This is a genomic window from Curvibacter sp. Hmag1.1, assembly GCF_059769165.1.
In genome coordinates, this window is the sequence record NZ_JBMBGX010000002.1 from 1083735 (window position 1) to 1104729 (window position 20995).

20 protein-coding genes are annotated in these 20995 nt (G+C 59.7%); 10 read left to right on the forward strand and 10 right to left on the reverse strand.

Going from position 1 to position 20995, the window contains the following annotated elements; genetic code table 11:
* Positions 1-48: 48 nt before the first annotated feature.
* Positions 49-1695, forward strand: a complete 1647-nt coding sequence (groL, locus tag ACOAP0_RS05680; RefSeq protein WP_087495028.1) for a chaperonin GroEL — start codon at positions 49-51, stop codon at positions 1693-1695.
* A 226-nt stretch (positions 1696-1921) separates the two neighbouring features.
* Here the strand turns inward: groL and ACOAP0_RS05685 are convergent, their stop codons facing one another.
* From ACOAP0_RS05685 to tal, 5 genes are all read right to left on the reverse strand, one after another.
* On the reverse strand, positions 1922-2605 hold the full coding sequence (locus tag ACOAP0_RS05685) for an HAD family hydrolase (RefSeq protein WP_498375230.1): 684 nt from the start codon (positions 2603-2605) through the stop codon (positions 1922-1924).
* 36 nt (positions 2606-2641) lie between these two features.
* Entirely contained in the window at positions 2642-3613 is a 972-nt protein-coding gene (locus tag ACOAP0_RS05690; RefSeq protein ID WP_498375229.1) for an MBL fold metallo-hydrolase, read from the reverse strand.
* Between the two features lie 114 nt (positions 3614-3727).
* Positions 3728-4966 carry a winged helix-turn-helix domain-containing protein gene (locus ACOAP0_RS05695; protein ID WP_498375228.1) on the reverse strand — a complete coding sequence of 413 codons (1239 nt, stop codon included), beginning with the start codon at positions 4964-4966 and terminating at the stop codon, positions 3728-3730.
* Between the two features lie 147 nt (positions 4967-5113).
* Complete coding sequence (gene pgi / locus ACOAP0_RS05700; RefSeq protein WP_498375227.1) at positions 5114-6682, reverse strand: glucose-6-phosphate isomerase; 1569 nt, start codon at positions 6680-6682, stop codon at positions 5114-5116.
* Between the two features lie 21 nt (positions 6683-6703).
* Positions 6704-7651 carry a transaldolase gene (gene tal, locus ACOAP0_RS05705; protein ID WP_087495033.1) on the reverse strand — a complete coding sequence of 316 codons (948 nt, stop codon included), beginning with the start codon at positions 7649-7651 and terminating at the stop codon, positions 6704-6706.
* Positions 7652-7792: 141 nt separating this feature from the next.
* Here tal and zwf point away from each other — a divergent pair, with 141 nt between their 5' ends.
* Positions 7793-9259, forward strand: coding sequence for a glucose-6-phosphate dehydrogenase (gene zwf / locus ACOAP0_RS05710; protein ID WP_498375226.1), 1467 nt, complete (start codon positions 7793-7795; stop codon positions 9257-9259).
* A 60-nt stretch (positions 9260-9319) separates the two neighbouring features.
* Positions 9320-10168 carry a MurR/RpiR family transcriptional regulator gene (locus ACOAP0_RS05715; protein WP_498375225.1) on the forward strand — a complete coding sequence of 283 codons (849 nt, stop codon included), beginning with the start codon at positions 9320-9322 and terminating at the stop codon, positions 10166-10168.
* 118 nt (positions 10169-10286) lie between these two features.
* Here ACOAP0_RS05715 and ACOAP0_RS05720 read toward each other — a convergent pair whose 3' ends face one another.
* Entirely contained in the window at positions 10287-11438 is a 1152-nt protein-coding gene (locus tag ACOAP0_RS05720) for a porin (RefSeq protein ID WP_498375224.1), read from the reverse strand.
* Between the two features lie 284 nt (positions 11439-11722).
* Positions 11723-12727: a porin gene (locus tag ACOAP0_RS05725; protein ID WP_498375223.1), complete on the reverse strand. Its 1005-nt coding sequence runs from the start codon at positions 12725-12727 to the stop codon at positions 11723-11725.
* A 253-nt stretch (positions 12728-12980) separates the two neighbouring features.
* Here ACOAP0_RS05725 and coq7 point away from each other — a divergent pair, with 253 nt between their 5' ends.
* Positions 12981-13598 carry a 2-polyprenyl-3-methyl-6-methoxy-1,4-benzoquinone monooxygenase gene (gene coq7, locus ACOAP0_RS05730; RefSeq protein ID WP_498375222.1) on the forward strand — a complete coding sequence of 206 codons (618 nt, stop codon included), beginning with the start codon at positions 12981-12983 and terminating at the stop codon, positions 13596-13598.
* Positions 13599-13607: 9 nt separating this feature from the next.
* Here the strand turns inward: coq7 and pelA are convergent, their stop codons facing one another.
* Together pelA and ACOAP0_RS05740 are read right to left on the reverse strand one after the other, a co-directional pair.
* Positions 13608-15170 (reverse strand): pectate lyase, encoded by a 1563-nt coding sequence (pelA, locus tag ACOAP0_RS05735; protein WP_498375221.1) that lies wholly within the window; start codon positions 15168-15170, stop codon positions 13608-13610.
* Positions 15171-15245: 75 nt separating this feature from the next.
* Positions 15246-15695 (reverse strand): OsmC family protein, encoded by a 450-nt coding sequence (locus ACOAP0_RS05740; protein WP_498375220.1) that lies wholly within the window; start codon positions 15693-15695, stop codon positions 15246-15248.
* A gap of 115 nt (positions 15696-15810) precedes the next feature.
* Here ACOAP0_RS05740 and ilvA point away from each other — a divergent pair, with 115 nt between their 5' ends.
* Positions 15811-17445, forward strand: coding sequence for a threonine ammonia-lyase, biosynthetic (ilvA, locus tag ACOAP0_RS05745; RefSeq protein WP_498375219.1), 1635 nt, complete (start codon positions 15811-15813; stop codon positions 17443-17445).
* A 27-nt stretch (positions 17446-17472) separates the two neighbouring features.
* Here ilvA and ACOAP0_RS05750 read toward each other — a convergent pair whose 3' ends face one another.
* Positions 17473-17943: a type II secretion system protein N gene (locus ACOAP0_RS05750; RefSeq protein WP_498375218.1), complete on the reverse strand. Its 471-nt coding sequence runs from the start codon at positions 17941-17943 to the stop codon at positions 17473-17475.
* Positions 17944-18000: 57 nt separating this feature from the next.
* On the opposite strand from ACOAP0_RS05750, the gene gspG reads away from it, so the two are divergent.
* The 5 genes from gspG to gspK are packed head-to-tail and all read left to right on the forward strand — an operon-like array spanning position 18001 to position 20989.
* Positions 18001-18435 carry a type II secretion system major pseudopilin GspG gene (gene gspG / locus ACOAP0_RS05755; protein WP_313867559.1) on the forward strand — a complete coding sequence of 145 codons (435 nt, stop codon included), beginning with the start codon at positions 18001-18003 and terminating at the stop codon, positions 18433-18435.
* The gene (locus ACOAP0_RS05760; RefSeq protein WP_087495043.1) at positions 18413-18880 is read left to right on the forward strand and encodes a pilus assembly FimT family protein; all 468 of its coding nucleotides are present in this window, start codon (positions 18413-18415) and stop codon (positions 18878-18880) included. The genes gspG and ACOAP0_RS05760 overlap by 23 nt, the downstream gene beginning before the upstream one ends.
* The gene (gene gspI / locus ACOAP0_RS05765) at positions 18877-19251 is read left to right on the forward strand and encodes a type II secretion system minor pseudopilin GspI (protein ID WP_498375217.1); all 375 of its coding nucleotides are present in this window, start codon (positions 18877-18879) and stop codon (positions 19249-19251) included. Before ACOAP0_RS05760 ends, gspI begins: the two co-directional genes overlap by 4 nt.
* Positions 19251-19961, forward strand: a complete 711-nt coding sequence (locus ACOAP0_RS05770; RefSeq protein ID WP_498375216.1) for a prepilin-type N-terminal cleavage/methylation domain-containing protein — start codon at positions 19251-19253, stop codon at positions 19959-19961. The genes gspI and ACOAP0_RS05770 overlap by 1 nt, the downstream gene beginning before the upstream one ends.
* Positions 19958-20989, forward strand: coding sequence for a type II secretion system minor pseudopilin GspK (gene gspK, locus ACOAP0_RS05775; protein WP_498375215.1), 1032 nt, complete (start codon positions 19958-19960; stop codon positions 20987-20989). The genes ACOAP0_RS05770 and gspK overlap by 4 nt, the downstream gene beginning before the upstream one ends.
* The last annotated feature ends 6 nt before the right edge of the window (positions 20990-20995 follow it).

Below are 20995 nucleotides of genomic sequence, written 5' to 3' on the forward strand. Positions count from 1 at the left end.
TCTGATGCGCGCTGGCAGTCCTTTTTACTTAAATCTTAGGAGCCAAACATGGCAGCAAAAGACGTAATTTTCGGCGGCGAAGCCCGCGCACGCATGGTTGAAGGCGTGAACATTTTGGCCAACGCGGTCAAAGTGACTTTGGGCCCCAAGGGCCGTAACGTGGTGTTGGAGCGTTCTTTCGGCGCCCCTACCGTGACCAAGGACGGTGTGTCCGTGGCCAAGGAAATCGAACTCAAAGACAAGCTGCAAAACATGGGTGCGCAGATGGTCAAGGAAGTCGCTTCCAAGACTTCTGACAATGCGGGTGACGGTACGACTACCGCTACCGTGCTGGCTCAAGCTATCGTGCGCGAAGGCATGAAGTACGTTGCCGCCGGCATGAACCCCATGGACCTGAAGCGCGGTATCGACAAGGCAGTGACTGCTTTGATCGCCGAGCTGAAGAAGGCTTCCAAGGCCACCACCACTTCCAAAGAAATCGCCCAAGTCGGCTCCATCTCTGCCAACAGCGACCACAGCATCGGCGAAATCATCGCCAACGCGATGGACAAAGTGGGCAAAGAAGGCGTGATCACTGTGGAAGACGGCAAGTCCCTGCAGAACGAACTCGATGTCGTTGAAGGCATGCAGTTCGACCGCGGCTACCTGTCCCCCTACTTCATCAACAACCCCGAAAAGCAAGCTGCCTTGCTGGACAACCCCTTCGTGCTGTTGTTCGACAAGAAGATCAGCAACATCCGTGACCTCCTTCCCACCCTGGAACAAGTCGCCAAGGCTGGCCGTCCTTTGTTGATCATTGCTGAAGATGTCGATGGCGAAGCCCTGGCAACTTTGGTGGTGAACACTATCCGCGGCATCCTGAAGGTGGTGGCTGTGAAGGCTCCCGGCTTCGGCGACCGTCGCAAGGCCATGTTGGAAGACATCGCCATCCTGACCGGCGGCAAGGTGATTGCAGAAGAAATCGGCCTGTCCCTGGAAAAAGTGACTTTGGCTGACCTGGGTTCTGCCAAGCGCATCGAAGTGGGCAAGGAAAACACCATCATCATTGACGGTGCTGGCGCTGCTGCTGACATCGAAGCCCGCGTGAAGCAAGTGCGCATCCAGATCGAAGAAGCCACTTCCGACTACGACCGTGAAAAGCTGCAAGAGCGCGTGGCCAAGTTGGCTGGCGGTGTGGCCGTGATCAAGGTGGGCGCTGCTACCGAAGTCGAAATGAAGGAAAAGAAGGCCCGCGTGGAAGACGCCCTGCACGCTACCCGCGCTGCTGTGGAAGAAGGCATTGTGGCTGGTGGTGGCGTGGCTCTGCTGCGCGCCAAACAAGCTGCCGGCACCATCACCGGTGACAACGCCGACCAGGACGCCGGTATCAAGCTGGTGTTGAAGGCCATCGAAGCGCCTCTGCGCGAGATCGTGTTCAACGCAGGTGGCGAAGCCTCTGTGGTGGTGAACGCTGTGTTGGCCGGCAAGGGCAACTACGGCTTCAACGCTGCCAACGACACCTACGGCGACATGATCGAAATGGGTATTCTGGACCCCACCAAGGTGACACGTACTGCTCTGCAGAACGCTGCTTCCGTGGCTTCCCTGATGCTGACTACCGAGTGCATGGTGTCTGAAGCTCCTAAGGAAGAAGCTGCTGGCGGCGGTATGCCTGATATGGGTGGCATGGGCGGCATGGGCGGCATGGGCATGTAATTGCTCCTTGCCTGAGGCGCCATGCCGGCGTTGCAAGGGCTTGCCGTACCTTAGGTACTGTCTGCGCCCTTGCTCCTTGGCCTGGCACCTCATGCTGCGTCGATGTGGCGTTATTGCTTTCGACTGCAAACCCAATAAAAAAGCCCCGCTCGGTTTTGCCTTGCGGGGCTTTTTTACATCTTTCTTACTATGCTTTTGATAGCTGCTCGCGCTTACTCCATAGGCGCTAGAGGCTGATTTCGCTTAAACCCAGGGCTTGCAGCTCTTGGGTGGCTTGCTGCGCGTTGTGGAAGTGGATGCCGTGCCAGCCCTCGGCCTGCGCCGCCTGGATGTTGGGGAGCAGGTCGTCCAGAAAAACCGTCTTGGCGGGCTCCAGGGCGTAGCGCGTTTGCAGGCACTGGTAGATCGCCGGCTCGGGTTTGATGAGCAGCTCGTCGCCTGAAAAAATGCCGCCGTCGAATTCTTTCAGGAACGGGTTCATGCGCTCCAGTGTTCGGGCATAGGGCACAGGCATGTTGGAGAGGTAATACAGGCGCAAGGGCTCGCCTCCGGTTGCTGCGCGCTGCGCACGCAAGGCCACCAACTGATGGAACAGCGCCACCGACTCGGGCATGGGCGAAAGACGGTCGCCAATGCTTTCTACCAGCGTGCCCAACACTGTGGCGTCCAGGCCCACGCGCCGGCCAACCTGCGCAATGACGTCGGGCATGGAGACGGTGCCCCGGTCAAAGGCCTGCCATTCGGCGTGGCCGAACACCTCATGGGCGAGGTGGCCTGCCTCAGCGCGGGTAGCTGCACGCTGTGGAAAGCACTCCATCATCAAATCCACCGGGCGCCAGGTGAACAACACCGCGCCGAAATCAAACACCACATTCATCTTGTTATCCCCGTAAAAAAGCCCCGCCAGCATAGCGCCAGCAGGGCTCGACTTCGGGTTACCGGGGAATCAGGCGACAGGCTTGAACTCGAAGCCGTTACCCAGCTTTTCCACGCGGCCGAATGCCGGGAAGGGGAAGTGGAAGCCGCCCGCCATGACCTTGTCCGCCACGATCATGTCAAATACCTTGCGACGGGCCACGCGCGCGTCTTCGGCGTTCATGTCAAACTGCACCGCCCAATCCGGGTTGCGGGCAAAGAGTTGCGGCACGTTGGTGATGTCAGCCAAGTAGGCAAACTTTTCGCCCTTGCTTTCCACCATGAACAGTGTGTGGCCCGGTGTGTGGCCGTAGGCCGCGATGCTCTTGATGCCGGGAACAATCTCGGTACCTGCTTCAAATTTGACCAGTTGGCTGTCATTCAATCCGCCCAGCATGCGGCGCACGGTCTGGAAGGCGCCTTTCATGGCGTCAGGTGCTGCGGCCATACGGGCATCGTCCATCCAGAACGCGTGCTCAACGGACGGGACCATGATCTTGGCGTTGGGGTACACCAATTGGCCTGCCTTGTTGCGCACACCCAAAATGTGGTCGCCATGGAAGTGGCTCAGGATCACGGTATCGATGTCCTCGGCCTTGTAGCCTGCTGCATTCAGGTTAGCCAGCAAGCGCCCGGTGGTGGGGCCACCGTTGTCCGAAAAGCCGGTGTCCATCAGGACCTTGCGGTTGCCCGAAACCACGAGGAAGGCGGTGTAGGGCACATCCAGGTACTCGGTCGGCAGGTTTTGCGAACGCAGCAGTTCCTGCACTTCGCCCAAGGGGGCATTGCGCACAAACTCGGCAGCCAGCGGGCGGCGTGTCACGCCGTCGTTCAGGGCGATAACCTCGAAATCGCCGATTTTTTGCTTGCGAAATCCCACCTGCACCACGCTGGGCGCCCCGAAGTTCGGCGCCGATTGGGCGCCCAAGGGCATGAACGAACCCGCAGCATACGCAGCCAATGCGGCTCCACCGCCCACAAAAAAGTCGCGCCGAGTCACCATGTGCAATCTCCTGAGTTTGAATAAAGACTGGATAGTCTCAAACACAACTACATCGTGCAGAGCGGCAAGGAAAATCCGGAAAACTTTCGGGGTTATCGCAGTCGCCCGCTTGGATCAGCTTGCAACTGCCTCTTTGAGCGCACGTCGAAGTGCAGCCGCGACATTGGCCGGTTGTGTGCGGGTAATGCGCACTTTGGGGGTGCCGTGCCAATCGGCACTGCGCTGGAGAGCCTGCGCCACATCGGCCACCTGTGCAGCGGTCCACACCGTGCCGGGTTGCACATGGAGCGCCCGCACCTCGAATACGCCTTCTGCGCGGTGCGCCTTGGCATCCAGCCGGCCTATAAGTTCTCCGCGACTCAGGATGGGCAACACAAAATAGCCATAGACACGCTTTTCTTCGGGCGTGTAGCACTCCAGCCGATAATCGAAATCAAAAAAGACAGAGGCTCGCTCACGGTCCCACACCACCGGGTCAAAGGGCGACAACACAGTGGTGTGCGTGGCTTCCAGCCGGCCGGCAATGGCCTTTTTAAGCAGTGCGGCGTGGCTGGCATGCACATAGCCCGCCGCATCCCAGCCTTGTACTTCCACACGCATTACCCTGCCCTGCTCCACCAGGGTGTCGAGGTCTGTGTCCTTGAGGCGGGGCTTGGTGCGGAAGTAGTCGTGCACCCAGCGCGCCTGGGTGATGCCCAACGCCGCAATCGCTTTTTCAGTCAGCGCAGTGTCGAGTTCCGCAGGGGCCAATTCCGGCGCGGGTTGCAACAACTGTGGTGCGACGCGCTCGCTGAGGTCATAGACACGGTGAAAGTTCTCGCGCCGCGCAATCATCAGCTCACCCAACCCGAACAGTGCCTCCAGCCAGCGCTTCTCGTCCTTCCAGCCCCACCAGGCGCCGCCCTTGCCCTCGGGCCTTTCAAAGTCCGACGACTTCACAGGTCCATGGGTGCGTATGTGCTCCAGCAGCTTGTCGAGATGGGGGCGCTGCGCCACGTGAGTCTTGTCGGCTTTGGCCAGCCCCCAGTGGCGGCGGGTGAGGCGGTTGTAGGCACGGTGCAAATGCAAATCAGCCATGGACGCAAAGCAGGCCTCATGCGCCCAGGTCTCAAATATCCGGCCTGAGGCCAGTGTTTCCTCCAGCCATTCGCGTGGGTAGTCGCCCAAGCGGGAATGCAGCACCAGATACGGGCTGCGCGAGACAACGTGGATGGTGTCGATCTGCAACAGCGCCATGCGCTGAATGCAGACGGCTATGTCTGCGGGCTTGGCCGTGCGCGTGGGCGCTTGCAGCAAGCCCTGCGCTGCGAGGTGCAGATTGCGGGCTTGTACAAGCTGGAGGGAAGTACTCATAGTCGTCTGCGCCCCATGCCACCCAGCCCCCGCAGCATGCCGGGGTGCAGTGGCGGGCGATTTCTGCGCGTTTGGCAGCATGAGCCCGCCGCTGTACCCCGGTGTGCTGCGCGAGCGCCAGGCATCGCCATCGCACAGGCACGCAACTTAAGCCCGCAACCGCGCCAACAGCCCCGCCGTAGAGCCATCCAACCCGGAGACATCCCCCGACGCCAAGCGCGGCTCAATGTCCTTGGCCAAAACCTTGCCCAGCTCCACGCCCCACTGGTCAAAGCTGTTGATGCCCCACAGACTGCCGCTCACAAACACGCGATGCTCCTGCAGCGCAATCAGCGCGCCCAGCGAAGCTGGCGTCAAGTCGTCCAGCAACAAGAAGGTGCTGGGGCGATTGCCAGTGAAATGCTTGTGGCCGCCCGCATCCACTTTGCCCTGCATGAGTGCCTGCGCCTGCGCCAGCACGTTGGCCAGCAACATGGGGTGGTGGCCCTTCAGGTGATGTCGCGCTTTCTTGACGGCGATGAACTCCACCGGCACCACGTCGGTACCCTGGTGCAACATCTGGAAATATGCATGCTGGCCATTGGTGCCTGGCTCGCCCCATAGCACCGGACACGTGTCAAAAGGCAAAGCTTCGCCGGCCGCATCTACGCGCTTGCCATTGCTTTCCATCTCGAGCTGTTGCAAATAGGCGGGCACCCGGCGCAGGGCGCTGTGATATGGCGCAATGCTGCGGCTGGTGAAGCCATGGAAGTTGCGGTACCACACGTCCAACAGGCCCAGGCGCACCGGCAAATTGCTTTCCAGCGGCGCGGTGCGGAAGTGCTCGTCCATAGCGTGGGCACCTGCGAGGAATTCGCGGAAGCCTTGGGCGCCGATGGCAATGGCAATGGGTAGGCCGATGGCCGACCACATGGAGTAGCGCCCGCCCACCCAGTCCCAAAACCCGAAGGTGGTGGTGATGCCGAACGCGTTTGCCGCAGCCACGTTGGTGGTCAATGCCGCGAAGTGGCGCGCAATGTCAGTGCCGCCTTCTGCCAGAAACCAGGCCTTGGCGGAGGCCGCGTTGGTCATGGTCTCAATCGTGGTGAAGGTCTTGCTGGCAATCAGGAAGACCGTGCTTTCCGGCTTCAAATGCGGCAGCTTGGCGGCCAGTTCGTGGCCGTCCACATTGCTCACAAAGTGAAGGCGCTTGCCACTGTTTGCGAATGCGTCCAGCGCAAGCACCGCCATCTGCGGGCCGAGGTCCGAACCGCCTATGCCGATGTTCACCACATCGGTGATGGCTGCATCTGCACGCAGTTGCTCGGCGTAGGCCAGCATGGCGTCCAGCGTGATGTGCACTTTGGCCTGCTCACTCGCTATGAATTCAGGAGCTGCTCCCGCATATTCTACGGGCGCTAAAGGCGGATTGCGCAACAAAACGTGCCACACCTCGCGCTGCTCGGTGTTGTTGATCTTCTGGCCGGCGAACATGGCGTCGCGGTGTTCCAACACGCCGCTCTGGCGCGCCAAGTCCATCAGTAGGGCTTCGGTCGCAGCGTCAATACGGTTTTTGGACAAGTCCGCAAACACATAGGGCGCCTCCTGGCTGAAGCGGCTGAAGCGCTGCGCATCGGCCTTGAAGGCATCTCGAATGTCGAGCGCCTGGCCGGTGGCCTGATACGCGGCTTGCAGTTGGGCCCAGGCGGGCGTGCGGTCACATCGGGTACGTGCCATGGTCGCAGCTTTCTCCTTGGATCAGGCTGCTAGCAGCAGCTGTTCGAGCTTGACGGCGTCCACGCAAAACGCGCGGATACCCTCGGCCAGCTTTTCGGTCGCCATGGCGTCATTGTTCAGCGCCAAACGGAAACCGGCTTCGTCGTAACTGACGTGTTCGATGTCGGCAGCCTTGGCGGCGTCAGCTTTCAGATGTTGGGTAACGGGCGTGTCTGTGGCGGCCATCTGCGCCAATAGGTCGGGGCTGATGGTCAGCAGGTCGCAGCCGGCGAGCGCAGTGATTTGACCCACGTTGCGGAAACTCGCACCCATTACCTCGGTGGCGATGCCGAACTTCTTGTAGTAGTTGTAGATCTGCGCCACGGACTTCACGCCGGGGTCGTTCAGTTCAGCGTTATCGGCTTCCACCCACGCAGCGCCAGCGTTCTTTTTGTACCAGTCGTAAATGCGGCCGACGAAGGGAGAAATCAGCTGCACCTTGGCCTGTCCACAGGCAACGGCTTGGCAGAACGCGAACAACAAGGTCAGGTTGGTGTGGATGCCCTTGCGCTCCAACTGCTCGGCAGCCTTGATGCCTTCCCAGGTAGAGGCTACCTTGATCAAGACGCGATCGGAGTGAATGCCTTGGGCTTGGTACAGCTCAATCAGACGCTCACCGCGGGCCACAGTAGCAGCGGTGTCAAAGCTCAGGCGGGCGTCCACTTCAGTCGACACGCGGCCTGGAATGATGGACAGGATTTCGCAGCCGAAACGCACCAACAAACGATCCACGATTTCGTCCATGGCGCGGCCACGGAATTGGTTCACGGTGTCTTTCACCAAAGGCGCGTAGTCGGCCTTTTGCACTGCTTTCAATATCAGCGACGGGTTGGTGGTCGCGTCCTGAGGCTTGAATGCGTCCAGCTGTTTGAAGTCGCCGGTGTCGGCAACCACGGTGGTGAATTGTTTGAGTGCGTCGAGTTGGTTCATGGGGCACGGGCCGCGAGGCCGGGGTTTAAAACTAGGGGAAAACGCGCAAAGAGTTGCGATTTGTCCCCTTGAATTATCAATGAAACAAAGTTACATTACAACGTCAGCTTTCATGTAACTCTTAAACGTACACCCAGTCTTATGAGCTTTGATTTAGTCATGTTCGGCGGCACCGGCGATTTGGCCTGGCGCAAACTCATGCCCGCCCTGTTTCAGGCCTTCCGCCATGGCACTTTGCCTGAGGGCGGCCGCATCATCGGCGTGGGCCGCGATGACCTGAGCCATGACCAGTACCGCGCGCTGATCCAGTCCCGCTTTGAAAAAGTCGAACTTGCCAAGCGCCCCAGCGCAGAAGAGTTTGCCCGTTTTGCCGCGATCCTCGAATTCGTGCGCATGGACTTGTCCAAGTCCGAAGACTACGCCCGTCTGGCAGAAACCCTGAACGCCCGCAACGCCGACGGCATCGTCATGTACGTAGCCACTGCGCCCAGCCTGTTTACGAATGTGTGCGAGCAGTTGGCCGCCTCGGGGCTGAACAGCCCCAAGGTGCGCATCGTGTTGGAAAAGCCCCTGGGTCACGATCTGGCATCCAACCGCGCCATCAACCAGACGGTGAGCCGCTTCTTTGCAGAAGAGCAGGTGTACCGCATCGACCACTATCTGGGCAAGCCTTCGGTGCAAAACCTGTTTGCCATGCGCTTCGGCAACGCTCTGTTTGAGCCACTCTGGCGCCGCGAGCACATTGCCAACATCCAGATCACGATCGCCGAGGATCTGGGCGTGGAAAGCCGTGGCGCGTTTTACGAAACCACTGGCGCCTTGCGTGACATGGTTCAGAACCACGCGCTGCAATTGCTGTGTGCCATTGCCATGGAACCGCCCATCAACGCGGGTGCCGACGCCATTCGTGATGAGAAGCTCAAAGTGCTGCGCTCCCTGAAGCCCTGGACACAAGAGACTTTGAAGCAGGACGTGGTGCGCGGCCAGTACTCTGCCGGAACTAGAGGTGGCGCCAAGGTTCCCGGCTACCGGGAAGAAACCGGCGTCAACCCACAAAGCAACACCGAAACCTTTGTGGCCTTGCGCACCGAGATTGCGAACTGGCGTTGGGCCGGCGTGCCCTTCTACATCCGTACCGGCAAGCGCTTGTCCGGTCGCGATGCACGCATCGTGATCAACTTCCGTCCCACGCCGCACGCGATCTTCAATTCCAACGAAGGTGTGGGCAACCGCTTGGTGATCAACCTCCAGCCCAAAGACGGCTTGGAGCTGCACTTGCTGGCCCAAGGCCAGGACAATCGCCAGAGCCGTGCCTCTGCATCCCAGAGCCTCGCACCAGTGCAGTTGGACCTGGACTTCGACAAACGCTTCGGTTCTGAGCGTGTGGGCGCGTATGAACGCTTGCTGCTGGACGTGATCGACGGTCGCTTGAACCTGTTTGTCCGCAGCGACGAGCAGGAAGAGGCATGGCGCTGGGTCGAGCCGATGCTGGAGCACTGGGCGGCAGACACCTCCGGCCCGCGACTCTACGCCGCCGGCACCTGGGGCCCCAGTGCCTCCAGCGCCATGATCGCCCGCGACGGCTTCTGCTGGTCAGAAGAGTCTTGATGTGCTGATGACGTAGGGGCCGCCTGAGGCGACCGCTACGTCCACCTGGAAGTACCGACCATGTTGGATCGAATCAAAGCATCCCTGCCATCTTTGGCTCCAGCCGAGCAGCGCGTCGGCAAGCTCTGTTTGGCAGATCCTCGCGCTTTCGCAAAGCTGCCCGTCAGTGAGTTGGCCGACCGTGCCCACGTCAGCAAACCCACGGTTGTACGGTTTTGTCGAAGCGTGGGCTACGACGGCCTGTCCGACTTCAAGCTCAAACTGGCTGGCACTGTGAATGAAGGTGTTCCCTTCATTCACCGAAGTGTGGACGCCGATGACAAGACCGGTGACGTGATGGTCAAGGTGATCGACAACACCGTAGCCGCCTTTTTGCGCTACCGGAATGATGCTTCCACCATGGCCATTGAAAAGGCGGTGGTCGCCTTGGTCGAAGCCTACGGCGCGGGTCGCCAGATCCAGTTCTTTGGCGTGGGTAACTCAGGCATCGTCGCGCAGGATGCGCAACACAAGTTCTTCCGGTTGGGCATCAACACCACCGCCTACAGCGATGGCCATATGCAGGTGATGAGCGCCTCCATCTTGGGGCCAGGCGATTGCGTGGTGGTGATCAGCAACTCAGGCCGTACCCGCGACCTGATGGATGCCTGCGACATTGCGCGCAAGAACGGTGCTACCGCTATCGTCATTACCGCCAGTGGCTCTCCCTTGGCCAGTGCAGGGCACATTCACCTGAGTGCGGACCACCCGGAAGGCTTTGACAAATACAGCCCCATGGTCTCCCGACTCTTGCACCTGATGATCATCGACATTCTGGCTACCTGCGTAGCCTTGCGCATCGGCGGTGGGAAGCTGCAACCTTTGCTGAGTGAGATGAAGCACAATTTGCGAAACAAGCGCTACGCTTGATTTGAAAGCTGACACGCCTCCCAGCGCTCACTCTCCTCGTCACCCAGTAAAAAGCCCCACTGCATTGCTGCAGCGGGGCTTTTTTCTTCGTCAGCCACTGGCCTAGGCCAGCGTCAGATTAGAAAGAGTGGGACAACAAAAGGCTTGCTTCTGTATTGCGAGTTGCAGCGAAGGGGCTAGACAGCCAGTTCACATAAGAAGCAGTCAAGGATGTGCGCTTGGACAGAGCATAACCTGCGGTCAAGCTGTAGCCAGATCGCGTTCCATTCAAAGAGTCTGCATTGATACCCAAAGCATTCAAGGTCGCTGGCACAGCGGCTTCTGCCGTACCGTTTGCTATTAGAGCTTGGCCGGCCGCACTACGAGCGATTGTCGTGCCGTCTACAGTACCTACACCGTAGTTAGCACCGAAGGTCCAATTGCCAGCGGGTACAGATGCAGCTACCAAAGCATCTGCGACTTTGCCCCCTGCAGCTGTTGTGGTTAATGAATACCCTGCTCCCATCTTCATGAATCCAAGGTCGTAAGAACCTGCTGTACGGATGACATCTTTGTAGCCAGCATCAGTAGTACCCATGCTGTCATATGTCAGGTAATTCAGGTTGGCGATCAACGGTCCACCAACATAGGTGACCGAGTAAGAATTGATGCGTTGACCGGTAGTTCCTGCAGCACCTGCAGCACCCACACCCAAACCGACATCGGTTGTTGTGCTTGTCTTGCTCTTACCTGCCTCCAAAAAAGACACGCCGACAAATACTGGACCCAGCTTCGTGTCAAAACCAAAGGCATCACGATTCACCCGCGCGGAAAACACGCGGTCGTCCAAACCCGCACCACCTACTCCAGAGATACCACCCGAAAGATAGTCTACGGGGCGGTATGTTTGCAAAGTGAAACGACCAATACCGGTAGTCAATTTCAATGAGGAATCTCCACCCGCGACTTCTTTACGGTTCAAAGCATCGATATTCATCGAGGCGACGATCTTCATGCCGCCACCCAAATCTTCGGTGGCTGCGAATGTGATAGTTGAAGTGTCCAATCCAAGACCAGAGCTGTCCCCGGTTGCATTGCCACCGCTACCACCAACAAAAGAATCTGCGACTCCGGCCAAAAGCTTGTTTTTTGTCAACTCATTTCCAGTTCCGGCTGCACCTGAAACCGAAGATTGCTTATATCCGGACGCAAGCGTGCCAGTGATTGTGACTTGGGCGCTTGCTGCACCGCTGATAGCCACGACGGCCAACGCAATAAGAGATTTTTTCATCGTTTGTCTCACTCAAAAAAGTTAGAGGTCTCATGGGTCACCAGAGGCAAACCAGTGAGCTACTTACTTCCCAATTAAAGAAGTAAATGCTATTGAAACAAAAATTCACACTGCCGTCATGTAAGTTGAGGCTCAAAATATAGAGCGACCGTTCGTTTTTCGCTTTTTGTTGTAATAGCACCAACTACGCCATTTTTTTCACAATACGAATTCGTTTCGGAATAAAAAAGCCGCCCGAAGGCGGCTTTAACTTTTAAATCCAACTGGCTTAGGCCAGCTGTGAATTAGAAGGAGTGGGACAACAACAGGTTGGTTTCTGTAGATGCGCCAGCAGCGTTAACCACTTTGTCCCAACGAGCGTAGGAAGCAACGATGGAAGTACGCTTAGACAGAGCATATTCAGCCTTCAGGCCGTAACCTGTACGTGTACCTTCAGCGCTGCCGCCAGCGGCTGTGTCGTTTTGAACGCGGGAACCCCAGTCAGCACCCAGAGTCAATGCACCCAAAGGAGCTCCAACAGCCAAGAAAGTGTCAGTACGTGTACCGGTCACGAATTGAGTGTTGCGAACGCCTGCACCCAGCTTGGCAACGCCGAAGTCGTAAGCACCGCGGATGCTCACACGGCTCTTGCCGTTAGTAGTAGCGGCAGTACCTTGCTGGTCCCACACTGTGTAGTTACCGTTCACAGCCAATGGGCCAGCAGCGTAGCCCAAAGTCAGACCGGAAGAACGCTGGTACTTAGCACCTGCGGGTGTGCCTGCAGCGCCAACACCCAAACCGATGGGAGATGCTTTTTCGCCAGCTTGGTCGATAGCGCTTTCAGAGTGGCTCAGACCCACTGTGAAGCCACCGAAAGAAGGGGAAGTGTAAGAAATGCTGTCAGCCGCGGTCAGGTCGGAGAACACTTTACCGTCCAAGCCAACGCCACCCACGCCAGCGGTACCGCCGGAGAGGTAGTCAGAGCCACGGCCGGTAGCCAAAGAAACCTTACCGAAAGAACCAGCCAAGTCCAAGCTGGAATCGCCAGAGCCCACGCCAGCGCGTGTCAGACCGTCGATAGTCATCACTGCCTTGGCAGTCAAGCCACCGCCGAGGTCTTCGGAGGCAGTGAATGTAACAACGCTGGTGTCGTTACCCAAGCCGCCTTGGTCGGTACCAGTGGAAGTTGTCGAAGCGTCAACACCAGTAGAAACGCGGTAACCGTAAGCAACGCCACCAGTGATGGACACTTGTGCGAAAGAAGCGCCGGAAGCAGCCAGAACGGCCAAAGCGATCAAAGTCTTTTTCATTAGAAATACTCCAAGGTTAAACATAGAGCTCCGGACCGATTGTTCGGAACTCCGGGCCAACCTCCTTGTTCAGGAAGTTGGAGCTATTGCAACAGAGCGGTGAAGCTTTGGCAAAGAAAACGGATGAAAAATCAGGGTTCCTACGGGTTACCGTTGTGGACGTGCAACAAGGCCTTTAACCCACGTCAAGTGCAGTTTTTCACACTCTCGATAGACTTCTTACCTGATTTGACGCGAAAACCAGAGCATTTGTATGGATTCCCTTTTAAACGCTGCCGATACCGCTTTGCGGACCTTGTTTGCCACCCCGCGCCCCTCTCAGGCTTGCCCCACATTGCCGGAAGGAGAAACCAAGCTGAGTGATGCAGACAAAAGGAAGGCAGCTGGCCTGATGCGTGTAAATCATGTGGGGGAAGTCTGTGCACAGGCTTTATATACAGCGCAAGCTTTGGCCACCCCCAACAAGGCGCTGCGTGAACACTTCACCAAAGCTTGCACCGAAGAAACAGACCACCTGGCGTGGACAGCGCAAAGACTCGACGCCTTGGGCTCCCGCCCTTCCATATTCAATCCGCTTTGGTATGCCGGAGCTTTTGGGCTTGGCCTGCTCGCAGGCCGCATGGGCGATGCCCTGAGTTTGGGCTTTGTAGTGGAAACAGAGCGCCAAGTCGGAGCCCACTTGGAGAGTCACCTCTCCATGCTTCCGGAGGGCGATCATGAGTCGCGAGCCATCGTCGCACAAATGCAAAGCGATGAGCTGCGTCATGCAGATGACGCAGCGGCTGCGGGCGCCACCGAACTCCCCCAGCCCGTCAAAGAACTGATGCGCGCTGCTGCCAAGGTCATGACCACCGTGGCGGAGCGGATTTGATACCGCGCCCTAACGGCCACCTACCTTGTTCCGAGCCAACCATGCCGGATAGTCTTTGGTCAGCAGTTCCAGAGCCGCGCTGGTGTACCAGTTGTATTTCACACGCCTCTCGTAACTCACATCGGCATAGCTCGTTTTTTTGACCCCATCCCTGGAGGTGAATAGCGGGCGGCCGGTCTCCAGGTCATAAAACCTGGCCCACACAGGTGGCGCACTGGCGTCTGCAAGCACCCGCCGATCAAAGCCAAACTCCAGTGTCTTGTCGTTCACCTGGACCAAGCGCATGCCGGAAATTTTTGCAGCCTCAAACCAAGCGACACCGCTTTGGATAGCGTCCACGACCTCGGGCTGCGGACTCGGTACAGACATCAGGAAGCGAAGCACATTGACGCTTTCATCTCCGCTCACCGACGGCAGCTCAAAAGCACGCCCCATCGCTGGTTTCAGGGTGACCTCATCGTATTGGGCGGCCCATCCGGCTTTTTTACCATCGATCCGTATTTGACTTGCCAGGATCAGCTTCAGTCCTTTTTCATAGGCATTGCGGGCTTTTTCGACCCTTGCAGCATCCACAAATGCCATCTCTGGCTCTCTGTTGGCAACGTCACGCAGTATTTCCAATACGTTTGCGATCGCGTCATCATTGAAAGTGATGCGCGCCTTGTAACCCTGTGGCTGGGGCCAGAATTGTTGCCAACCACCACTCGCGTGCTGGGCCGCCAACAGGTAGTCCAGGCCGCGCAAAAAAGATGCTTTGTGGCTGGACTTGCCGCTGACCGCATGCACTTTGGCCAACGCGACCAACTGCTTGGTCGTGGAGTCATTGTCAATGGTGGACTTGCTGCGGAACCCGGTCATTGCTTCCTTATTCACCGGGGTCAAGAGACTGACGGTTTTCTCCAGTTTGGGCCAACCACCGTCCGCATTCTGGTATCCCACGATGACGTCAGCCATGCGCACTCCGTCCGCAGATCCATAAAACGCCGCATTTTGGGACAACAAAGTCTCTTCCGTCACCGGCCCACCACGCGCAAAATCGGCCAGTTTCGCACCAGCGGGCAGGACAAACGCGCCTGTGAGGCGCTGACGGGCTTTGTCCCATTTCACAAAACCGCCCAAGGCTTCCCACACGGAGCTCACCGGCACCCAGGCGCTCCCGCCGCGTTCTTCGACTAGCGCATCCAGAACCACCGGTTCGTCGTTGACTGTGGCCTTGCGCTGCCCCACGCTCGCCACAAGCGTCTTGTCACCGAGCGAAAGTCGGAGGCGTCCGTCCGAAACAGTAAAGCTGTACTGCCCTCCAAGGTAGGGAACGATATCGCCCAGCGGGGCCATCACCAGACTGCCGTTGCGCAGTTCGGGCTGGGTGTATTGACCCTCTTCGAGCTCCTGGTAGGCGCCATCCACCGAGAAGTTGGGCTCGCCCATGATCAGGGCAACCGTTTTCAGAACCTGCGGTGAACGAGCGGGTGCAGCCGCCATGGTGTTGGATGCGAAAGAGCTACATCCAGTCAACCCAGCCAAGCCCATGACCGCAGACACCAAAGAAACCAGCCAAATACCTCTAGACATATCCCGGACTCCACATTTAGTCGTCTGACGACTATTGAGAAAATCCGATTATCTAGCGCTTTTTTGCAAAAGTCATCAGACCTCTATAAGGTCAAACCCTGTAGTGATGTCCGCTGTCTTGCCCAACATGATGCTGGCAGAGCAGTACTTGTCGTGGCTCATGGCAATGGCGCGCTCCACCGCGGTGGCCGGAATTCCTTTGCCTGTCACGGTGAACTGCATGTGGATTTTGGTGAACACCTTGGGGTCTGTTTCGGCACGCTCAGCGGTCAGCTTCACGGTGCAGCCCTGCACGTCATGGCGGCCGCGCTTGAGGATAAGCACCACGTCATAGGCAGTGCACCCCCCCGTGCCTGCCAGCACGGTTTCCAGCGGGCGGGGCGCAAGGTTCTGGCCACCGTTTTCAGGTTTGGCAGCGTCAGGGGCGCCATCCATCATCAGCGTATGGCCGCTGCCGGTCTCGGCCACAAAGCCCATGCCAGAGCGGGTATTGAGGCCGCCGGTCCAACTTACGGTGCATTCCATGGTGTGTTTCCTGTCTAAGCCCCGCGCGGGGCAACTCTATACATCGTTACAATGCCGTAAATCGCTCCGCGCGGAGCGCCACGACTGCTTTTCTCACCCACCGGAGTGTAGCCCTGTGAGCACCAAGACCCCGTCCCCCGCCCCGAAAACCCCAGCCCCGCTCACCCCGGCCGACTACCTGAAGAAGATTCTCACCGCCCGTGTGTACGACGTGGCGGTGGAAACTGCGCTGGAGCCCGCCCGCGCGCTCAGCCGGCGCCTGCACAACACGGTGTTGTTCAAGCGCGAAGACCAGCAGCCCGTGCGCAGCTTCAAGCTGCGTGGCGCCTACAACAAGATGGCCCAAATGCCTGCCGAGCAGATTGCCAAAGGCGTCATTTGCGCCTCCGCCGGCAACCACGCCCAGGGCGTGGCCTTGTCCGCCAGCCGCATGGGCGTGCGTGCCATCATCGTGATGCCCACCACCACGCCCCAACTCAAGGTCGATGCCGTACGCGGCTTCGGCGGCGAAGTGGTGCTGTTCGGCGAAAGCTATTCCGATGCCTACGACCACGCACTGGCTCTGCAAAAGAAAGAGGGACTCACCTTTGTGCACCCCTTTGACGACCCGGACGTCATCGCCGGCCAGGGCACGGTGGCCATGGAAATCATGCGGCAGGTGCAGACCCTGGGTGCTGACAAGGCCGCCAAGTCCGGCCACAAAACCGGCAGCAAAACCGGTCCCGGCATTGATGCAGTGTTTGTGGCCATTGGCGGTGGCGGCCTGATCTCGGGGGTGGCGAACTACATCAAGGCGGTGGCGCCCGGCGTCAAGGTTATCGGGGTGCAGATGAACGACTCCAACGCCATGATCCAGTCGGTGGGCGCGCACGAGCGCGTCACCCTGCCCGACGTGGGCCTGTTCTCCGACGGCACCGCCGTGAAGCTGGTCGGTGAAGAAACCTTCCGCATCGCCCACGACCTGGTCGACGGCTACGTGACGGTGGACACGGACGCTGTGTGCGCTGCCATCAAGGACATCTTTGTAGACACCCGCAGCATCGTGGAGCCCGCTGGCGCACTGGCGGTAGCGGCGATCAAGCAGTACGTGGCCGAACACAAAACCAAGGGTGAAACCTACGCTGCAATCTTGTGCGGCGCCAACATGAACTTCGACCGCCTGCGCTTCGTGGCCGAGCGGGCCGAAGTGGGTGAAGAACGTGAAGCCCTGTTCGCGGTCACCATCCCTGAAGAGCGCGGTAGCTTCAAGCGCTTTTGCGAGCTGATCGGCGAGCTGCCTGGTGGCACCCGCAATGTGACCGAATTCAACTACCGCATCAGCGATGCGGCCAACGCCCATGTGTTTGTGGGCCTTACCACCCAAAGCAAGGGCGAGTCTGCCAAGGTGGCCAAGAACTTTGAGAAAAACGGATTCAACACCCTGGACCTGACGCACGACGAACTGGCCAAAGAGCATATCCGTCACATGGTGGGCGGCATATCCAGTTTGGCGCAAGACGAGCGGCTGCTGCGGTTTGTATTCCCCGAGCGGCCGGGCGCGCTGATGAAGTTCCTGAGCCTCATGCGCCCGGGCTGGAACATCAGCCTCTTCCACTACCGCAACCAGGGTGCCGACTACGGCCGCATTCTGGTGGGCCTGCAAGTGCCGGCTGCGGATGACAAAGCCTTTGAGAAGTTTTTGCAGACCCTGAACTACCCGTATGTGGAAGAAACCCACAACCCGGTGTACCGGATGTTTCTTCAAAAATGATAGCTGCCCGCGCAGAGCGGACGGGCGCTAGGGCGCCTTTTTACTTAAAGTCGCGGGCTTGGACAATGCGGGCAGGGTAAGCTCCAATTCCGCACCATCGCGGCTGAGCACTGCGCGGCGGCCCTCAACCAGACGCAGAGTCCACCCCTCTATCACTGCATCCCCCACCCGCACCGGCTTGGGCGGTTTACCGTCAATCGCAATCAGCGCGCTGCCGGAGCTGGCATTACCCACCACCCCCTGCAACACAAAGCGCGATGCCTCCGTGGCCTGAGGCGCCAAGGGCGTGACGTCCTTGGCGGTGGCTGTCGCGCCCAAGGCTTTGGCGACCGCGCTGCTGTCCACCGGCTGGTCGCCCGCACTCGAAGAGGTCGCGGCCAACACCGGGCTGGACGGCAATTTCCAATGCAAGCCCCAATACGCGACGCTCAGTGCAGCCGCGGTGGATACAACCAGAGCAGCAATGCGCGGGGGCCAGACAGACGCAACAGATACCATGGCCGCATTATCATTGAAGGCACTTTTCTCCACCCGACCGATCCAACGGCACACCCCATGAACCCGCTTCACCGTCTCCAGCGCGCTGCCCAGCACGGCTTCACCCTGATCGAACTGATGGTGGTGCTGGTCATCATCGGCGTGCTGGCAGCCCTGATCGTGCCCAATGTGCTGGACCGTGCCGACGACGCCCGCGTCACTGCAGCCAAAACCGACATCGCCAACCTGAGTCAGGCGCTCAAGCTCTACAAGCTGGACAACCAACGCTTCCCCACCGCCGAGCAAGGCCTGCAAGCACTGGTAGCCAAGCCCACCGCGGGCCCCGTGCCTGCCAACTGGCGACCCTACCTCGACAAGCTGCCGGCTGACCCGTGGAACCGTGCCTACCTCTATATCAACCCCGGCCTCAAAGGCGAGGTGGATGTGATGTCCTTCGGCGCAGACGGTCAGGCCGGAGGCGAAGGCAAAGATGCCGATATCGGCAACTGGTAAATCGCCCGCATCTTTCTGGCGCAATGCAGGCCAGCACGGTTTCACGCTGCTGGAGCTGATGATCGTCGTCGCCATCGTGGGCATGGCATCGGCCATGGTGGCCTTTGCACTGCGTGACAGCGCCCAGAACCAATTGGACCGCGAAGCCCAGCGCCTGGTCGCCTTGCTCGAATCCGCCCGAGCCGAATCCCGGGCCAGCGGCGTCGCACTGCAGTGGCGCGCCACGGCGGAGGGTTTTGAGTTCACCAACGGTCTCACCGCCCGACCCCAGCGCTGGGAGCAAGCCGGTATGCAAGCGCAAAGCGACACGCCGCTGCAACTGGGCCCGGAGCCGGTGATCGGTCCGCAAAGCCTGCGCCTGTGGAGCCGGGAGGCGCCGGACCGCAGCCGCTGGATCAGCACCGACGGCCTGCGCGCTTTTGAGGTCCGCAACGCGCCGCCATGAACACGGGCAAACCCTTAAACCGCCGTCGCGGCTTCACCCTGATTGAAGTGCTGGTGGCGCTTGCCATCGTGGCAGTGACCCTGATCGCCGGATTGCGAGCCAGCGCCACCATGACGCGCAGCACCGAACGCCAAAGCAGCCGGGTGCTGGCCCAGCTCTGCGCCGAGAACGCCCTGGTGCAAATCCGCCTCAGCCGCCAATTGCCTGACGTGAGCGACAACACCCAGGAGTGCACCCAAGGCGGACAGACCCTGGAGCTGCGCCTGTTGGTGCAGGCCACGCCCAACCCGAATTTCCGGCGGGTGGAGGCGCGCGTGGCCCAGTCAGGCATCGCCCTGCTGCAACTGAGCACCGTGGTGGGCCGGTACTGATGCGCCCATCTGCCCTCCGCCGTAACCGCAGCTCCGGAATGCGGGGCTTCACGCTCATCGAACTGCTGGTTGCGCTGGCCGTCATGGCCTTGATGGCCACCATGGGCTGGCAGGCGCTCGGCGGCATGCAACAGGCCATGGAAGTCAACCGCAGCCACAACGACGCGGTGCTCACCACCGAAGCCGGCCTCAACCAATGGACCGCCGATCTGGACGCCGTGCTGGAACTCCCCCAAACCCGCAGCCTGGAATGGGATGGCCGCGCCCTGCGACTCACACGCCGCAGTGTGCAGGACGGGGACGGCGCCATCGTCGTGGCATGGACACGCGCCGAGCGCGAGGGCCAAGCCCTCTGGCTGCGCTGGCAATCAGGCCCGGTGCAGACCCGCGAGGCTTGGCAAGCCGCGTGGGCCGCCGCAGCTGCATGGGCCCAGGGTGCGGAAGGCAGCATCAGGGGCGCCAACAACTCCTCTGGGAACGAGCCCGGCTTGCGTCAGCGTGAGGTGTCGGTGGTGGCGCTCGATGGCTGGCAGCTGTTCTTTTACCGGGGAAGCGCTTGGAGCAACCCGCTCTCCAGCACTGACGCGCAAGACAGCTCCGTCATCCCTGATGGCGTACGCTTGGTACTCACCTTGCCCCCCCGCCATCCGCTGGCGGGCACGGTGGTGCGCGACTGGGCCCGCAGCACCTTGACCGGAGCCGCTCAATGACGGGTACCGGTCGCAAACTACTCCGCAAAGCGGGGCTTCAAGGTGCAGCCATCCTGACAGCCCTGCTGCTGATGGCGCTGGTAGCCACGCTCAGCACCGCCGCCTTGTGGCAGCAGGCGCGTGCTTACGACCTCGAAGCCTCCGAGCGTGCGCGGGTGCAAGCCAACTGGATACTGCACGGCACCACCGACTGGGCCCGCCTCATCTTGCGGGAGGACGCCCGCTCCGGCGCGGTGGACCACCTCGGCGAGCCCTGGGCCATCACCTTGCAGGAGGCCAAGCTCAGCACATTCCTCGCCAATGGCGCCGTGGGCGATGAGCCACTGGCGAGCGATGCGCTGCAAAACGCCTACCTCTCCGGCAGCATCACCGACCTGCAGTCGCGACTGAATGTGACCAATCTCGTGCTGGACCAGCAGACTCACGGACCGACCCTGCGCGCATTCGGCCGCTTGTTTGAAGCGCTACAGATTCCCCCAGCGGAATTGCAACTACTGGTAACAAATTTGCGGGCTGGACTGGAGCCCCCCGAAGGCAGTGCCGCGGCAGCCAACACCACCCGCAACTCCAGTACTGCCGCGACGCGCCTGGCCAACGGGATTCCCCTCATTCCGCGAAGCCTGGATCAGATGCGATGGCTGGGGCTGTCTGCACGCTCCGTCGCCCTGCTGCGACCCTATGTCGTGGTCCTCCCGGACCGGACGACTGTCAACATCAACACCGCTCCCTCGCTGGTGCTGCAAGCCATTACGCAGGGACTGGATGCCGGAAATGCCCAGCGACTGATAGACACCCGGGCCAAGACCCCTTTTCGCAATCTGGCCGATGCGGCCAGCGCCATCGGGCAAGCCGAAAGTACCTTCAGTGAGAACCTGCACAGCGTGAACTCGCGCTTTTTCGAAGTGCGTGTGCGGCTTCGCATGGGTACCTTGACAACCCAAGAGCGCACCGTAGTGCAACGTGAAGGTTTGCTGGCGAAAGCCCTCTGGAAAGAACGCGAGGCGCCCCTGGATGCCTCCGTACAATGAAAGATC

Coding starts and splice junctions, on each gene's coding strand:
- coq7 (WP_498375222.1), top strand. CDS start 12,981: ATGGATTCCCTTTTAAACGCTGCCGATACCGCTTTGCGGACCTTGTTT.
- ACOAP0_RS05690 (WP_498375229.1), bottom strand. CDS start 3,613: ATGGTGACTCGGCGCGACTTTTTTGTGGGCGGTGGAGCCGCATTGGCT.
- zwf (WP_498375226.1), top strand. CDS start 7,793: ATGAGCTTTGATTTAGTCATGTTCGGCGGCACCGGCGATTTGGCCTGG.
- tal (WP_087495033.1), bottom strand. CDS start 7,651: ATGAACCAACTCGACGCACTCAAACAATTCACCACCGTGGTTGCCGAC.
- ACOAP0_RS05695 (WP_498375228.1), bottom strand. CDS start 4,966: ATGAGTACTTCCCTCCAGCTTGTACAAGCCCGCAATCTGCACCTCGCA.
- gspK (WP_498375215.1), top strand. CDS start 19,958: ATGACGGGTACCGGTCGCAAACTACTCCGCAAAGCGGGGCTTCAAGGT.
- ACOAP0_RS05725 (WP_498375223.1), bottom strand. CDS start 12,727: ATGAAAAAGACTTTGATCGCTTTGGCCGTTCTGGCTGCTTCCGGCGCT.
- groL (WP_087495028.1), top strand. CDS start 49: ATGGCAGCAAAAGACGTAATTTTCGGCGGCGAAGCCCGCGCACGCATG.
- ACOAP0_RS05750 (WP_498375218.1), bottom strand. CDS start 17,943: ATGGTATCTGTTGCGTCTGTCTGGCCCCCGCGCATTGCTGCTCTGGTT.
- gspG (WP_313867559.1), top strand. CDS start 18,001: ATGAACCCGCTTCACCGTCTCCAGCGCGCTGCCCAGCACGGCTTCACC.
- gspI (WP_498375217.1), top strand. CDS start 18,877: ATGAACACGGGCAAACCCTTAAACCGCCGTCGCGGCTTCACCCTGATT.
- ACOAP0_RS05685 (WP_498375230.1), bottom strand. CDS start 2,605: ATGCTGGCGGGGCTTTTTTACGGGGATAACAAGATGAATGTGGTGTTT.
- ACOAP0_RS05760 (WP_087495043.1), top strand. CDS start 18,413: ATGCCGATATCGGCAACTGGTAAATCGCCCGCATCTTTCTGGCGCAAT.
- ACOAP0_RS05740 (WP_498375220.1), bottom strand. CDS start 15,695: ATGGAATGCACCGTAAGTTGGACCGGCGGCCTCAATACCCGCTCTGGC.
- pgi (WP_498375227.1), bottom strand. CDS start 6,682: ATGGCACGTACCCGATGTGACCGCACGCCCGCCTGGGCCCAACTGCAA.
- ACOAP0_RS05770 (WP_498375216.1), top strand. CDS start 19,251: ATGCGCCCATCTGCCCTCCGCCGTAACCGCAGCTCCGGAATGCGGGGC.
- ACOAP0_RS05715 (WP_498375225.1), top strand. CDS start 9,320: ATGTTGGATCGAATCAAAGCATCCCTGCCATCTTTGGCTCCAGCCGAG.
- pelA (WP_498375221.1), bottom strand. CDS start 15,170: ATGTCTAGAGGTATTTGGCTGGTTTCTTTGGTGTCTGCGGTCATGGGC.
- ACOAP0_RS05720 (WP_498375224.1), bottom strand. CDS start 11,438: ATGAAAAAATCTCTTATTGCGTTGGCCGTCGTGGCTATCAGCGGTGCA.